This window comes from Acidobacteriota bacterium, from assembly GCA_018001935.1.
Classification (GTDB): domain Bacteria; phylum Acidobacteriota; class JAAYUB01; order JAAYUB01; family JAAYUB01; genus JAGNHB01.
In genome coordinates this window covers 1-15202 of record JAGNHB010000021.1, presented here as the reverse complement: position 1 = coordinate 15202, position 15202 = coordinate 1, and the positions used below count along the sequence as shown (strand labels likewise).

Here is a 15202-nt window from a genome sequence, read left to right as displayed (position 1 = left end):
GCGCCGCGCCGGGTCGGGGCTTCCACGAGCGGCGGTCCGGCGGAATGAACGGCCGGACCGCTCCATGAGCGCGCCGGTACCGTGGGGCAGACACCGTCCGGGCCGAGAGCGAAGGCCCGCCCGGCGCCCATGGCCCCGGCAACCCCCGGCCGGCCTCCGGGTTCCCGCCCGGCGGCAGGCCATGGTCGATCGGGGGCAATGCAGCAAGCGCCCGGGGGAGGGGGAAGGTCGTCGTTGCCGGACGCCGGGGGTCACCGCTTCGGCGGGAACTTCCCGAAGAACTTCCCGGCGATCCGGCGAAGCCGCTCCTCGCGCTTGTGGGCGTCCAGGACCGCCGTGGCCGTTCCCCGCCAGATGTTCTTCCCGGTCTTGTGGTCGGTCAGGTCCACGGTCAGGGTCCCCTCGGTCCGGCTGACCACCCAGATCTGCGCGAACTTGGTGTTGGAAGTGGGGGAATCGGGGCGGACGTCGTCCGCGCCGGAACTCCGCAGCTGGATCGAGATTTGGAAGGTGATCACCATGTCGGGTCCCTGGTCCAGGTTGACCGGGGTGAAACCGTTCTTCTGAAGTTGGGCGTCGATTTCCTTCTTCAGCGTGGCCTGGAACTCCTCCGCCTCCGTCACCATGTGGTCGGGGGGAAGGTCGGCCCCCTGCACGGCCCAGGCGTAGGTCTTGTAAAGGCTGAAATCGGTGGCGCGGTTGCAGATGATCTTGACCTTCTGGGCCGGGACCGCCAGGGTCGTCAGGGTCACAACGGCAAGCAACACGAGCAGGCGCTTCATAGGAACTCCTCGTTTGGTATCGGTCAACGACAGGATATCTCGTTTCCACCCGCGAATCAAGTTTGATGAACCCGCAAAGCGTCGTTTGTCTCTCCGCGAATCACGCGAACAAACGCGATTCGGAGCCCGATCACGCCAATCCGGGCCAACTGTTCTGTACTCGCGTCGATGGGCATGTTAAGGAAATTGGAGGGACTCCGCCAGGAGTTCAATAGATTCCGCCCTGAAACCAGTCAGAACATCCCGCGGGAAATATCCTTTATGCGTAGATTTGCGGGGAGGAGGTGTCGTAAAAAAACGACCGCCGGCTTTCGCCGGCGGTCGTTTCCCTTTCTCAGGATCAGAAGTTGGCGCTGGGCGGCGGCGGCTCGTCGGGGCTTCCCGCGTTGCGCTGCGGGACCACGACGAGGACGAGGGCGATGGCCCCCAGGAGGATCAGGCTGATGAAGAAGTGTCCGGGGTCCACGCCCGGGGTCAGGTCGTAGTCGACCTTGAAGAACTTGAGGGCGGCGAAGACGAGCCCGATGAGGGCCTCACCGGCGATGAGGCCGGCGGCGATCAGGATGCCCACGTTCTCGGAGCGCACCCGCTGGGCGTCGTTGAACTTCCGTTTCTGGCTGATCATGTCCATGACCCCCTTGATGAGACCGCCGAGGAAGATGGCGAAGGTGGTCTCCAGGGGCAGGTACATGCCCACGCTCACCAGCATGGGGCTGCGTACCTGCATCAGGATGAGCGCCAGGCCCATCAGCATGCCCACAATGATGAGCGGCCAGGCCATCTTGCCTTCCACGATGCCGCGGGACAGCATGGCCATGAGCCCGGCCTGCGGGGCGGGGATGGCCTTGCCGCCGAAGCCGGCGTCCAGGCCCAGGGCGCCCTTCTGCTGGTCGGGGGTGAGTTTCTGGACCTCGTCGATGGTGAGGGTGACGGGCTGGTACTTCGCCTTGAGGGCGGCGTCCTCGATCTGCTCGTACTCCGCCTTGGCGAGGTAGCGGTCGCCGTTTTTGTAGGCTTCCACGGGGCGGGGCGGGGTCCGGTACGCCTTGTCCTTGGCCAGGTTCCGGACCTGGTCCAGGTCGGCCTTCCACAGGGTGTACCGGGCCGCCTCGGCCTCGCCATTGGCCTTGAGGGTCTCCTGGTACTGTTTCGCGTTGATGAAGGTCACCGGGTCGGGGCCCAGGGCGTAGGCGGCCACGGTGGTCGGCCCTTCCAGGAAGTTCTTGTCCTCGGAGAGGTTGCGGATCTCGCCCAGGGTGGTCACCAGGACGACGGCTCTCGAGGGGTCCGCGGCAGGGGCGAACACGGCCCCCTGGGGGGCGGCCGTGTAGGCGGTGACCACCTGGAGCCCGTCGACCCGCTTGCTCACCGCGTCGTTGATGTCGCCCACGTGGAGCACCACCAGCGGGAGGAACATCACCACGGCGGCGACGACCACGCCCACGAGGTCGCCGATCTGCATCTTCCACGGGGTGCCGCCGAGGATGTGCCCGGCCTTGAGGTCCTGGAGCATCTCGCCCGCCACGGCGGCGGACACGCAGACGATGGCGGCCACGCCCAGGACGGCAGCGACCCCCTCCTGGCCGTGGACACCCAGGATGACCATCACCAGGGCGGTAACGACGAGGGCGGTCAGGGTCAGGCCGCTGATGGGGTTGTTGCTGGAACCGATGATGCCCACCAGGTAGCCGGAGACGGCGGCAAAGAAGAACCCGGCGATGATCATCACCACCGAGGCGACGGCGGCCACCATGACCGAGGTCTTGAAAATCATCCAGGTGATGAGAAAGGTGGCCACGGCGGCGCCGAGGATCCCCAGCATGATGACGGGGAAGCTCAGGTCGTGGTTGATGCGCTCGTGGGTCACCTCGCCGGTGGCGGCCTTCTTGACGTCGCCCACGGAGCGGGCGATGCCGGCGATCAGGCTCTTGCGCATCTTGAACAGGGTGTAGCACGCGCCCATGAGCATGCCGCCGATGGCGATGGGCCGGACGATGAACTTCCAGACGTTCACGGAGAGGGCCGCCCAGTCGCTCTCGGCGCTGAGGCCGGGCATGGAAGGCGCCAGGAAGTAGGTGATGATGGGGACCATGAGGCCCCAGGCCATGAGGCCGCCGCTGAAGTTCAGCGAGGCGAGCTTGGGGCCGATAATGTAGCCGACGCCCATGAAGGCGGGGCTGATGCCGGGGGAACTCAGGAGGATGCCCCCCTGGGCCGTGGCGGTGCCCGAGGTCTTCAGCCCGATGGACACCTTGGCGAAGGAGACGAACTTCTCCCACGCCGTGGCGAAGAGAGAGACCTGGCACAAGGCCTGGATGGCGCCGCCCATCCCCATGGCGCCGAAGAGGAAGGTGGTGCCGGTGCCGCCGGTGCGGCCGGTCTTGTGGATCTCGGCGGCGGCCACGGACTCGGGGAAGGGCAGCTCGGCGTCCTCCACCATCACACGGCGGAGCAGGGCCACGAACATGATGCCGAGAACACCGCCCGCCACCATGATGAGGGTGGAGGTGATGTAGTTGCCCTGGGTGAAGAACTCCGGCCAGATCCCCGAGATGGCGAAGGCGGGGATGGTGAAGCAGGCCCCGGCGGCCACCGACTCGCCGATGGACCCGACGGTACGGGAGAAGTTCTCCTCGAGCACCGAGCCCTTCAACAGCTTGATGAGGGCCATGCCGATGACCGCCGCCGGGTAGGTGGCGGCAATGGTCATGCCGGCCTTGAGGCCGAGGTAGGCGTTGGCGGCCCCGAGGATCACGCACATGAAGAGCCCGATGACCAGCGCCCGGGCCGTGAATTCGCTCATCACGGTCTCCGACGCGACGAACGGTACGAACTTCTTTTGTTCTGCCATGTCTCCTCCGCGGAAGGGTTTTTAACTGCGTTGAGAAAGCCGACGATAAAAAGGGGATTCTATCTGGAACCGCGGCCCCGGTTCAAGGTTTTTCTCCGGCCCCGTCGAAATACAGGCCCGCCGGGCGGGCCCTTCACCGCCTTGCCAAGCCCGCGGAGGTGTGGTAAGAAGGGCCGACGTCCGAACCCGTGCGATCAGGGGGCAGTGCCATGATGGAATCCTACGAGGAGCTGGCCGGCGGCCTGGAGCTGCTGTCGAACTACTTCCAGAAGAACCTGCGCTTCGCCAAGGAACACGGGGCCAGGCTGAGGATCCGCCTGGAGGAACGCGGCAAGGCCGGCCGGGTCCACCTCTGGCGGAAGGCCCACAACTACCGGTACGAGATGACCGTGGTGTCCGAGGTCGCGGAAACCCCGGCGGAGCAACTGACGTTCCTGGGGACCTACTACGCCCTCCAGGTCTTCCACATCCACCTCCTGAACGTACACCAGCTCCGACGGGAGAGCGCCGCCGGGAACCGGCTCCTGGTCTACACCCGGATCCTGATGCGCACACGGTACCAGCTGAAGGACCTGGTCAGCAGCTACCTGGAGTCCCTGGTCGGGGTGTTCGCGCCGGGCGTCCCCCTGGAGGGGGTCTCCCTTTGCAACGTCGGCATGATCCTGGACCAGGAGGACCTGGACGTCGGGGTCTTCGTCCGCCCCGACGTCGACAAAAGCCTCTGGAACACGGTGGTGAGCCGCATCGGGGCCGAGTTCATGAAGTACTCGCCCAAGATGCACTTCTACCTGGCCGAGAAGGTGGCGGGGAACACCTACCTGACCACCGTCGAGGACTTCGAGAACTACCTCCGCCGGGGGGTCCACAACTTCGTCCTGATCTCCGAACTGCTGCTCACGGAACCGCTGCTGGGCGACGGGGCCCTGGCGGAGGAACTCGAGAAGGCCGTCATCCTCCCCTTCTTCTTCACCGAGGGGAAGCTGCGTTTCCACGAGGGCTACCTGCGGGGGATGATCGGGGAGGTCCGGGAACTGGCCCGCGCCGACGCGGCCTCGTCCTGGGTCAGCCCGAAGAACCGGGGTCTCCGACTGATCCACAACATCGTGAACATGCTCAAGACCATCCACGGCGTCCGGGCCCACGGCTCCCGGGACGGCCTCACGATGCTCTGCAGCCGGGACACCAACAACCTGGACCTGTACCAGAAACTCCAGGACATCTTCAGCTTCACCGAGATCTTCTTCTACGTTTACCAGTTGCTGGTTTCCATGGAGGACACCTTCGACCTCAACGACCAGGCGACCCTCGAGAACCTCGACAACGTCGCCGGCGTCATGGGGTTTTCGAGGCTGGGCGCCGTCCGGCCGGCCCTGCGGCTGCTGACCCACCACTACGAGAACATGGAGCAGTTGAACCAGATCGCCGAGACGACGCTGCGGATGGTCAACAACCACCTGCGGCGGATCACGGTGTTCAACGAGGTCCTGCGGGGGGGCAGGCCGGACGATTACCCGGTGAAGTGGACGGACAGCATCGTCCTCAACGTCCTCCAGCTCTTCAAGACGTATCACGGGCTGATCTACTGGGAGGACATCCTGCAGCTCCTGGCCGAGAAGGACGGCGCGCTGTCCAGGGCGCTGATCCACAGCCTCGACCGGCTCGGGGAACCCCGGCGGACCCAGTCCCTGGAGCGGCTGCTCCGCTTCATGTCCTTCGACATGGTCTCCCTGGTCCACACGATCCTGCTTGTCGACCGCCACGCCCGGGGCGCCGCGGACCCTTCGTACGCGGAGCGGATGAAGGACTGGCTGGTCCGTCACGTGGACGTCGACCCCCGCAAGCTGAAGGCCCTGGTGGACCTTCTCCCCGTGCACCCGTCCATGCTCACCGATTTTCTGCTCACCCTGTCCTTCCCCCAGCTCGCCGGGCTGCGCCGGCTGGCCCGCCGGGCCGGGCCGGGCGGGGCCCCGGCGGACCGCGACCGGGAACGGTTCTCGGCCCTGTGCGAACTGCTCGGCTTGTCCTCGAAAAGCTACCTCAACCTCTTCGCCCGGGTCGCCCGGGCCCGCCCGGAGATCGTGACGGCCATCGACCGGAGCGCCTACCTGGAACGGATCGCCGACCAGCTCTGGAACGAACTGGCCGACGCGGCCACCCCCGAGGAACTGAAGGAACTCCTGGCCTTCTACTACGACTTCAACTTCTGCCGCTGCGGCCTCCTGGCCATCGAGCAGCCGGGAGACCTCAACGCCCTCTACGGGACCTACCACGGGTTCTTCCGGCGCTATTTCCGGTGGCTCTACCGGGCCTGCCAGTGGGACGTGGAGACCCGCGGCAGGAACCGCTTCCTCTTCCGCCTCCGGGACGAGGACGACCAGCCCGTCGCCATCTACTGCACCGGCGGGTACGCCCGCGAGGAAGCTTTCGAGAACGACGTCGACCTGCTGGTGGTCAGCCGCGAGACCGACCCCGACTTCATCCGGTACGCGTCGGACGTCATGAACGAGATCAACCGGGAACTCAGCCGCCGGGGCGTGGTCCCCCACTACCGTTTCACCCGGTTCTTCGACTCCTTCGTCATCCCCTTGTCGGTCCTGGAGGAGTCGCTCGGCCAACCCCGGGAGGAGGACGTGTTCATCGAGTGGTCCCAGCTGCTGGGGCGCCGCCTGCTCCTCGGCAGCCTCTCCCTGGGCGCGGAACTCACCCGGTTGGTGGAGCGGTTCGTCTACCGAGACCCCGGGCCGTTCATCGCCGACATCCTTCGGGAGATGGAGGAGAACCGGCGGTACATGCTGGCCCACCGGGAGCGGAGCATCAACGTCAAGGAGGACCCCGGCGCCCTCCGGGAGATCCAGATGATCATCGTCGCCTGCCAGGCGTACCTGGGGAACCGGGAACCCGTGGTCAGGGAGGCGATCCTCTCGCTGGTCAAGAGTTTGCCGGAGTTGGAGCCCGAGTTCAACACGCTGGGGCGCGCCTATCACTTCCTGCGTTTCTTCAAGGAGATTAACGCCCTCTCGCTGTCGGGCGACGACGACATCATGAAGGACCGGCTGCTGGGGACGGCGCACCGCATGGGGCTCGAACCTGGCGAGATCAGCGGGACGACGGGGACGGCCCCCCGCCTGATGCAGAGTTACAATTACCACCGCAGCCGGGCGCGGAAAGCCATCGCCCGGATCACCGGCTTCCTCAGGGCTCCCGGAGGACCTCCGTCTGCAGGGTGAGGTTGGTGGGGAAGGCGAAGTTCTTGCCGGACGCCCGGTCGTTCACCCGCTGATAGCCGGAAACCGTCATCCTGCCCGTCGCGGACCGGGGGAGACCGTCCGAGAGGTCCACCTCCAGCGTTCCGGTCGCCTCCCCCTTGAACTCGAACCGGATTTCCTGCCCGTCCGCGTCCAGGGGCGGGGCGGCCGGGTTCGGGGTCACCACGGACGCCAGGGCGAGGGTGGCTTTCCCCTCGCCGACGGACTGCAGCGTGAGGGTGTCGTTGAGTTTCATCGGGTATCCCTGGCCCTGGACCGACTCCCGGGTCCAGCGGTCCCCCTCGCCGACGGCGCCGGGCGGAAGGAAATCGAAGAGGCGCTCGAACTGCTCCCGGAGCGCCTCGGCGGAGAATTGCCGACCCGTCATCGCCATCGCCTCCGGGGTGGGTTCGATGCCCAGCTTCGCGAGGAGGCTGGCCCGCAGGCGCTCGGCGCCCTCCACCGCGGCGATTTTCCCGTCCGGGCCGATCTTCAGGACAACGCTCTCGCCGGTCAGGGCCGCCCAGGGCTTCGCCGGGGGAGGGGCCTCCCCGCCGGGGGCCGCCGAGTCGAAGCGGAAGGTCCCGACGGGCGTCTTCTGGGTGAAGCTCACGCCGGTCCACGTCACCCGGGCCGTCCGGGCCCCCGCGGCGTCCTGCCCCTCGACGACGAACCGGAAGCGCAGGGTCACCGACTGCTCCAGTCGCCGCGAGTCGCCCTGCGCCCCGACGTCCGCGACCAGGGCGTGGGTGGAGCGGAAGGTGTAAACCTTTCCGGGGACCGGCTTGAACCCCAGCGAAACCTTTTCCTTCTTCCCGCAGCCCGCGGGGATCACCAGCAGGGCGACCCCCAGGACAAACATCCGGCGGCTCAGGTGAGTCATGGAAAGCGTCCTCCTCCGAAGCGTCCTCGAACCCGCTCCCGCGGGCGCGTTTCGGCAGTATAGCCTCCGTCCCGGGGGATTACAAGCCCGACGGGCCCGAAACCCCCTCCGCCGCATTCATCCGAATCGAATCCGTGTCCATCCGTGTTCATCCGTGGTATAACAGGGTTCCTGCGGACCACGAGGGACGCGTCCGGTTGCGTCGGCCCGCAGGGCGCGGCAAGATGCACCCGGGTGCCGGACGCCCGGAACGGAGGGTCGCATGGCCGATTGGATGACATGGTTGAAATCCCCGGAGGGGAACGAGGTCCGCTACGTCCACGCCGTCCACGTGGACGGCCGGCGCGTGGACGGTGAGTTCCTGGGCCTGGCCGAGACCGCCAACGGGGAGCAGGTGGTCGTCCGTGCCTTCGACGGGACCGAGCACCGGTACTTCGCGTCCGCCCTGCGGGCGCTGACCCGGCTGGACCTGCCCCTTGCGGGCGGCCGGGGCTGATCAGCCCAGGATTTTCGCCACGCGTTCCGACGAGTCCTTCAGGACCAGGTCGTGCAGGCTCCCGCCGTGGGAGTCCATGGTGACCACCAGCGGGAAGTGCTCCACCTCCACCACCCAGAAGGCCTCGGGGGCGCCGAACTCCTCCAGCTTGAACACGGTGACCACCTTGCCGGCCCGGCGGGCCAGGAGAGTCCCCGCGCCGCCGACGGCGTGGAAGTAGACGGCGCCGTGTTTCACCAGGCCCGCCATGGTCTTTTCCCGCATTCCGCCCTTCCCGATCACGCCCCGGACGCCGTACTCGCCGACGACGTCGGCCTGGTAGGGCTCCTCGCGGCTGGAGGTGGTCGGCCCCGCCGAGACGAAATGCCATGCGCCGTCCTCGTCCTTGCGCACGATGGGCCCGCAGTGGTAGATCACGCCGCCCTTGAGGTGGGGCCGGATGAAGTCGGGTTTCTCCTCCACCATGAGCTTGTGGGCCATGTCGCGGGCGGTGACGATCACGCCGGACAGGCTGACCTCATCCCCCACGCGGAGCTTGCGGATGTCCTCCTCGGAGATGGGTGTCCTCAGTTCAATCTTCATAGGTGGCCTCCCCCTGCGGGTCCAGGAACATGGTCTTTCGCCGGAACGCCCAGCACATGTAGGAAACGGAGACGAAGAAGCTGGCGGGGTGACGGTGCTGGGCGCCGATGAACACCCCCAGGGTGGTGGTCTTGCCGCCGAATCCCATGGGCCCGATGTTCAGGGTGTTCAGGCTCTCCTCCAGCTCCGCCTCCAGGGCGGCAAGGGGCTCGGATGCGTTGCGCTCGCCCAGGCGGCGGAAAAAAACCTCCTTGGACAGGAGGTAGGAGGCGGTCCGGTCGCCGCCGACCCCCACCCCCAGGATCCCGGGGGCGCACCCGTAACCCTGGGCCTTCAGCACGGCGTCGATGATGCACCGGCGGACCCCTTTCAGGTCGCGCCCGGCGCCGATGCTCATGTCGGGGAGCCGGTACTGGGCGCCCACGTTCTCGCACCCCCCGCCCTTGAGGATCACCCGGACGCGGGTCTCGGGCCGGTCCCACTGGTGGAAGTGCATGAAGGGGTGGTTGACCCCGATGTTGTTCCCGCTGTTCTTCCCCGAGACGGGATCCACCGCGTTGGGGCGGAGGTAGGCGCGTTTCGTGGCCTCGGCGGCGGCCTCGAGGGCCGCCTCCCGGAGAACGCGCTCGGAGCCGTTCTCCGGGTAGTCGATGTAGAGGATGAGGGTGCCGGTGTCCTGGCAGAGGGGGGTCGACCCCTCCCGGGCCATGGCCGTGTTCTCCAGGATGGTGTCCAGGGCGCTGCGGCCCCGGGTGCCTTCGGGCTCGGCGTCGCGCGCGGTGCGGAGGGCCTTCTCCACGTCCGGGGGAAGGTCGGTCGCGGCACGCCGGAGCAACTCGAGGAAGTGTTCCTTCAGGGGCATGGTCACCTCGTCGTGAGTGGGATCGGGCGGGCGGGGATGGTCCGGAGCTTCGGCGGCGACACCCTCCGCTGGGTCGGGCCCGGGAAGTGTGCCCTCACTCTACCGGAACGCAGACCCCGTGTCAAGCCGGGAGATAGCCCCCGGTACGCGCGCCGAGCCGAGGCGCCCCCCCAAGTACGCGCGCCGAGCCGAGGCGCGCCCCAACCCCAAACGCCGGCCTCGGCTCGGCCGGCGTACCCGGTCCGAGGCGCGCCCCCCTCCCCACCCGCAACCAACGGTTGACTTCCGCGTAAGAAAAGGCTAAGTTGGATCGTTCTTGGAAAGGGGGCCCGTCATGGCCGCGAAGGAACGAAAGAAAGAGAAAACGCCCGGGAAGAAACCCGACGAAGCCGCCGTGCCGCTCGTGGTCAAGACGGCCTGGGACACCTTCCACGAGTACATGGTGGCCATCCTGGTCTGCATCGTCATCGCCCTGTTCGTGGTGACTTTCATCGTCCACCCCATGGCCGTCCCCACGGAGTCCATGCAGCCGCCGGGGATCGACACCCGGATTCCCGGCACCGACGAGACCTACGCCAGGTACGGCCTCATGGTGGGGGACCGCCTCCTGGTGGACAAGTTCTCCGTCCTGGCCAACCAGTCCTCCCTGTGCCGCTTCCTCGGCCTGAACCACCCCATCCGCCGCGGCGACGTGGTGGTCTTCAAGACCCCCGACCGGGCCCACTACCTGATCCCCTACGTCAAGCGGGTCATCGGCCTGCCCGGGGAGTCCATCGTCATCACCGAGAACCGGGTCTACATCGACGACAAGGTCAGCGGCTTCCGGGAACTGCGCGAGCCCTACGCCCACTACGACCGGCACGGGGACGGGCAGCCCGTTTCCTTCCGCTGCGACATCCCCTCCGGGCACTACTTCATGATGGGCGACAACCGGGACAACAGCTCCGACAGCCGCGTCTGGGGCCCGGTCCCCGAGGAGTACATCTTCGGGAAGCCGCTGCTGATCCTCTGGTCCTTCCCCGACAACGAAATCGTTCAGAAGGCGTTCCCTGACGGGCGCTACCAGCGGGGCGTCCACACCATCACCGACATCGGGGACGTCCTCACGCTCTACTTCTACCGGCTCATCTACTTCTACGAAACCCGCTGGAGCCGGATGTTCCACTTCGTCCCCCGTGGCAACTGTTCCTTCATCGACGCCCCGATGCCCCCGGCACCGGCTGCTCAGGCCTCCGCACCCGCCGTCCTCCCCGCCGCCGGCGCCCCCCGCTGAGACGGCGTTTCCGTCCCGGTCCCATGGAGCTCAACCCCTCGATCCGGCGGCTGGCGGGGCGGCTGTTGCCCCGGTTCGTCCGGGACCTTCTGGACCCGGTGGAAGCCCGGATCCGCCGCGAGACGGCCTCCTTTGCCGCAACCGTGCCGGCCGGCGCCACAGTGTTGGACGCCGGCTGCGGCGAGAACCGCTTCAAGGCCCTGTTCCCGGGACGCCGCTTCGTCGGTTACGACCGGGGGGTGGGCGACGCCCGATGGGACTACTCGACCGTGGACGTGCAGGGCGACCTGGAGCGCCTGGCTCTGCGGGACGGCTCGGTGGACGCCGCGATGCTGCTGGTGGTCCTGGAACACGTCCGCCGGCCGGGGGAGGTCGTTCGCGAGGTGTCGCGGGTCCTCGGGCCCGGGGGACGCCTCCTGGCCGTCGTCCCGCTCCTCTGGGAAACGCATCAGGAACCCCACGACTACTTCCGCTTCACCCGCCACGGCATCCGCTTCCTCCTGGAGGAAGCCGGCCTGGAACCCCAGCGCGTCGAACCCCTCGGCGGCTTCTTCACCCTCGCCGCCCGCCGGAGCGTCAACCTCCTCGCCTTCTTCCAGCGTTCCTGGCGGTGGGTCTTCTTCGTCCTGCTGGCCCCCTTCTTCGGCTTCCTCTTCCCGCTCCTCCTCCGCGCCCTCGACCCCCTCGACCGCGACCGGGCCTTCACCCTCGCCTACGTGGTGCACGCCCGCAAGTCGCCTTCCTGACCCCTCTCCCCCCGGCTCAGCGCAACGACCGGCATCAATACAAGGTCTTTTCGGGAGGACGTAAAATCCGGGAGGAAACGATGATCCGGGCGTTGCCCGACGACGCCTGCAAACACATCGGCGAATACGAAACAACCTCGTATGGTCCGTCAATCACAAGACACCAAAAGAGATGTCACGCGCAGGGCTAGTCCGCGCCCTCCCCCGGCCGGTCCCCGGCATGTCCGCTAACCGCTTCACAACAAAACCCATAAGCCCGAAGCACAGGAAATCCGCAGGTGCATCATGTGCATGCCATGATGCGGAGCCGAAAAACCCGGCCGGCAGATCGGGAGCGAGATCATCGCGGATTAAAAGCCCCGGGATTTCATTGAATTCATGTAATGTTTGTACCTTTTTAAAAAAGCACTACGGTTTTACCCTCGGAGTCAACATAGTCCCCACGTCCCATTTCTTTGCTTTTTGCTGCTTCAAGAACAGGAACAGGGACTATTTGTTTGTTGATTACCAATTCCGTCATTTCGCTTGACAAATACCCTGTAAATACTGCGCGACCGTCTTCATCCAACACCTGTATTTCGAAGCGTAGAGCCGAACTAGGGTTTTCATTGTCTCTCAATTGTCTAACAAAATACCATTCGTCAGCCATCTTATGTCTCCTCCTCAATCTCCGGGGAGACGAAGCTTGTCCGTCGGGGGAGGATTGTATTCACCTGAACGCCAGCGCCAATAAGCAGGCTGTTCACGACGCCACGCTTTGTCCCATTCGGATTTTATCTGACGCCAAGGCCCGGGCGGATCCATTTTTTGAGGGACTTTTCCATGAGTAGAACGCCACAATTCGGCCACGCCTCCTCTGGGGTCTTGATTCATATGATGAAGTACTGCATCTTCAACTTTCCCAGTGCCAGGGTTCAAACGAACAGGTGCATACCCTTGGGTAGCGGCTTCCCAATTCGTCTTCCCCGCTAGTGAGGTCCCTTCAGGACGGAGAAAATCCCAATCGATATCATTCCGCTGATAAACAACTCGTTGCCATGGTGTTCTGGTTTTCGTCCAAGTTTGTTGAACTGCCGCTCCCCTGTTTGGGGCATCTACCTTAGGAAGGGCCGTTTTTTCAATATTTTCCTTGGCTTCCTGAAGGGCCTTCTCTTCGGTGTTGTGGGCGGCGGACCGAACGGCGCTCTTCTGGGCCGCGGTCTCCGCCGTTTCCACCGCCTCGTGGCCGGCCGAACGGGTGACCCTGGCCGCATCGTCGGTCAGGGAGAGCGCGGGAGGGTGTCCGCCCGTCTGAAGGAGGTGGCCCAGTTCACGGCCGGCGGACAACCGGCTCAGCCGCGTCACCGCCTGGCGGGTAAACGTCAGGTCCATCCGGACGTTCCCCCGGGCCATCGCGCCGTTCACCAGCACCCCGGCCACGTTGGCCAGCGTCGGGTTCCGCAGCAGTTCCGCCCCCGATTCCACCAGCGCCTTCACCGACAGGCTCAGCGGCCAGCGCGCCTTGCTCTTGGCCACCTCGTACGCCGCCAGGGAGCCGCCCTCCGGCAGGTCCTGGTCCGCCGACGGGCGGGCGGCGGACTCCGAACCCCCCAGGTCCCCCGTCTCCAGCGTCGCCGCCGGGACCGTGTCCTCCGCCGAGCGGCCCGACGGGTCCACGAAGCGCGTCGGCGACGCGTTGGCGTAGAGATACTTGTGCAGGCTCACCGGGGCCCGGGTTCCCACGGGGCGTCCCGGGGTTCGCACGGGGCGTCCCGACCCGGGCGTGTCGTTATAGGAACGAGTGACGGCGCTGTACTGCCTTTCTGGCGGACCCGCGTCGGGACGACGCGTGCGAACGCCGCGGCCCGCCTCGGGGTCGTAGAAACGGGACTGCGCAAAGAACAGCCCCGTCTCCGGCTCCGCCTCGAGGCCGGTGAAGGTCAGGCGGTTGTCGTCCTCGGCGAAGGCCGACGCCAAGTTGCCCAAATAGGCGTCCCGGTCGATGAAACCGTCGAGGCCCAGGTCCGGAGCGGTGAGGCACTCGCCTCCCGCCTCCAGTTCCCGATGGTTGCCCCAGGCGTCGTAAAGGTAGGCGTTTTTCACGCTCCCGTCGGAACGGGTGACGTTCACCGTGGAATTGAGGCCATCGGCGTGGTGGAAGAGGGTCTGGAGGGCGGTGGGGGACGTCGATCCCGGACCCGCGCCGGGAGCTTCCGGGGTTCGCACGGAGTGTCCCAGGGTTCCCACGGGGCGTCCCGACCCGGGCGTGTCGTTACGGGAACGGGTGGCGGCGCTGTACTGCCTGTCTAGCGGACCCGCGTCGGGACGACGCGTGCGAACACTGTCCGCGACGGGACGACGCGTAGGAACATCGTCCGCGTCGGGACGACGCGTACGAACGGCGGCGTCGTCCTCCAGCCTCTCCCGGGCCAGGACGCCGATGCCGTGCAGGTAGCGCTGCACCGGGTGGTATCCGCCGCCGGGGGACTCCCCCAGCTCCGCCAGGATCGCCTCCCCGTCGTGAACGTAGCGCTGAAGCTCAGGAACCAGCGTCCCGTCCGGCCGGAAAGACGTGCCCGATTTCCACACCCGGCGCCCGGAATCGTCGTACGCGAAGGGGGCCACCATTCTGTTCGGGTACCGGATGGCTTGCAACCACCCGTTGGACGTCCACCCGGAGGTGACCATCCAAGAGGAGCAGACAGAGAAACTGGATTGGCAGGAGAGAGAGGTCACCGCGCCGGTCACCATCGGGCAACCCGAAGCCGGGAGGACTGATGCCCACAGAGCAAAGCTCACCACGGCAAGCAAAGCGAGGACGAATCCACCCTTCAGCCTATGGTCCAAGCCGCCCTCAACGCCAAGCCACCCCGCCGCTGTCCGAAGCGGATCAATCACTATATCCTCTTGATTAATATTCACATGCGCTTTTGCCGGCTATTTTCCCATGATGTTATGGATTATACAGAACCTGACACCTGTATCGACTGTTACGACTTAAGTAAAATCGGCAGCCATCCGCATAGCCGAAAAAGCAAGATACTCGACTGATGGTTGTGAACTTTCTGCTTCTGGACCCGCTAGCCATTTGTCAAGGAGATCTTCATGGATTTCTATAACTCGTCTCAGGTCCTCAACAATCTCTGGTGAGGCCCTTTTGACCATATCGTCGCGGATAATATCATCACCAACCCCCCAAAGCTCAGCGTATGGTATCAGATGGCGAAGCCCTTCCGGCACCTTTTCGGGATCTAGCTGAATATGCTGTCGATTCTCCACGACCAGCCCATACTTCTGCCTCATTTGCTCAACTGAGAGTAGCTCGTATCTATCTCCACTCATTTCTCGTACCTCCTTACTGCTCCATTTCCTAAGGTTGATGACCTCGCAAAAAGTCAAAACGGGGGATATTATACAGAAAATAAAAGGAATATCCATCATTTTCCGCTTGACAGGGATTTGCTTTTTGTGTAGTGTATGCCTTTGATAAATTAGGGCATGCA

General features: G+C 65.4%; 11 protein-coding genes and 1 pseudogene. 4 read left to right on the top strand and 8 right to left on the bottom strand.

Annotated features, from left to right (window positions below):
• Window positions 1–251: 251 nt before the first annotated feature.
• Window positions 252–782 carry a DUF4136 domain-containing protein gene (locus tag KA419_10045; GenBank protein MBP7866279.1) on the bottom strand — a complete coding sequence of 177 codons (531 nt, stop codon included), beginning with the start codon at window positions 780–782 and terminating at the stop codon, window positions 252–254.
• A gap of 1378 nt (window positions 783–2160) precedes the next feature.
• Window positions 2161–3633 (bottom strand): annotated as a pseudogene (locus tag KA419_10040) (oligopeptide transporter, OPT family).
• Window positions 3634–3842: 209 nt separating this feature from the next.
• Between KA419_10040 and KA419_10035 the strand changes: the two are divergent.
• Window positions 3843–6860, top strand: a complete 3018-nt coding sequence (locus KA419_10035) for a hypothetical protein (protein MBP7866278.1) — start codon at window positions 3843–3845, stop codon at window positions 6858–6860.
• Here KA419_10035 and KA419_10030 read toward each other — a convergent pair.
• Window positions 6826–7761: a hypothetical protein gene (locus KA419_10030; GenBank protein ID MBP7866277.1), complete on the bottom strand. Its 936-nt coding sequence runs from the start codon at window positions 7759–7761 to the stop codon at window positions 6826–6828. The two genes, KA419_10035 and KA419_10030, sit on opposite strands and share 35 nt — an antisense overlap.
• Before the next feature lie 262 nt (window positions 7762–8023).
• Between KA419_10030 and KA419_10025 the strand changes: the two genes are divergently transcribed.
• Window positions 8024–8257, top strand: a complete 234-nt coding sequence (locus KA419_10025) for a hypothetical protein (protein ID MBP7866276.1) — start codon at window positions 8024–8026, stop codon at window positions 8255–8257.
• On the opposite strand, the gene KA419_10020 is transcribed toward KA419_10025, so the two are convergent.
• Both KA419_10020 and KA419_10015 read right to left on the bottom strand, forming a co-directional pair.
• Complete coding sequence (locus KA419_10020; GenBank protein MBP7866275.1) at window positions 8258–8839, bottom strand: fumarate hydratase C-terminal domain-containing protein; 582 nt, start codon at window positions 8837–8839, stop codon at window positions 8258–8260.
• Window positions 8829–9701: a fumarate hydratase gene (locus KA419_10015; protein MBP7866274.1), complete on the bottom strand. Its 873-nt coding sequence runs from the start codon at window positions 9699–9701 to the stop codon at window positions 8829–8831. The genes KA419_10020 and KA419_10015 overlap by 11 nt, the downstream gene beginning before the upstream one ends.
• Before the next feature lie 334 nt (window positions 9702–10035).
• Here KA419_10015 and lepB point away from each other — a divergent pair, with 334 nt between their 5' ends.
• Both lepB and KA419_10005 read left to right on the top strand, forming a co-directional pair.
• Complete coding sequence (gene lepB / locus KA419_10010) at window positions 10036–10974, top strand: signal peptidase I (protein MBP7866273.1); 939 nt, start codon at window positions 10036–10038, stop codon at window positions 10972–10974.
• Window positions 10975–10997: 23 nt separating this feature from the next.
• A complete protein-coding gene (locus KA419_10005) occupies window positions 10998–11720 on the top strand; it encodes a class I SAM-dependent methyltransferase (GenBank protein ID MBP7866272.1) in 723 nt (240 codons plus the stop codon).
• 397 nt (window positions 11721–12117) lie between these two features.
• Here KA419_10005 and KA419_10000 read toward each other — a convergent pair whose 3' ends face one another.
• The 3 genes from KA419_10000 to KA419_09990 form a co-directional block, all read right to left on the bottom strand.
• The gene (locus KA419_10000) at window positions 12118–12369 is read right to left on the bottom strand and encodes a hypothetical protein (GenBank protein MBP7866271.1); all 252 of its coding nucleotides are present in this window, start codon (window positions 12367–12369) and stop codon (window positions 12118–12120) included.
• Window positions 12370–12383: 14 nt separating this feature from the next.
• A complete protein-coding gene (locus tag KA419_09995) occupies window positions 12384–14546 on the bottom strand; it encodes a hypothetical protein (protein MBP7866270.1) in 2163 nt (720 codons plus the stop codon).
• A gap of 150 nt (window positions 14547–14696) precedes the next feature.
• A partial coding sequence (locus tag KA419_09990) for a hypothetical protein (protein ID MBP7866269.1) occupies window positions 14697–15202 on the bottom strand: 506 nt, incomplete at its 5' end.

What these genes read in the sequence shown, in the direction of transcription:
- KA419_10020 (MBP7866275.1), bottom strand. Translation starts at nt 8,839, where the DNA reads ATGAAGATTGAACTGAGGACACCCATCTCCGAGGAGGACATCCGCAAG.
- KA419_10005 (MBP7866272.1), top strand. Translation starts at nt 10,998, where the DNA reads ATGGAGCTCAACCCCTCGATCCGGCGGCTGGCGGGGCGGCTGTTGCCC.
- KA419_10045 (MBP7866279.1), bottom strand. Translation starts at nt 782, where the DNA reads ATGAAGCGCCTGCTCGTGTTGCTTGCCGTTGTGACCCTGACGACCCTG.
- KA419_10000 (MBP7866271.1), bottom strand. Translation starts at nt 12,369, where the DNA reads ATGGCTGACGAATGGTATTTTGTTAGACAATTGAGAGACAATGAAAAC.
- KA419_10015 (MBP7866274.1), bottom strand. Translation starts at nt 9,701, where the DNA reads ATGCCCCTGAAGGAACACTTCCTCGAGTTGCTCCGGCGTGCCGCGACC.
- KA419_10025 (MBP7866276.1), top strand. Translation starts at nt 8,024, where the DNA reads ATGGCCGATTGGATGACATGGTTGAAATCCCCGGAGGGGAACGAGGTC.
- KA419_10030 (MBP7866277.1), bottom strand. Translation starts at nt 7,761, where the DNA reads ATGACTCACCTGAGCCGCCGGATGTTTGTCCTGGGGGTCGCCCTGCTG.
- KA419_10035 (MBP7866278.1), top strand. Translation starts at nt 3,843, where the DNA reads ATGATGGAATCCTACGAGGAGCTGGCCGGCGGCCTGGAGCTGCTGTCG.
- lepB (MBP7866273.1), top strand. Translation starts at nt 10,036, where the DNA reads ATGGCCGCGAAGGAACGAAAGAAAGAGAAAACGCCCGGGAAGAAACCC.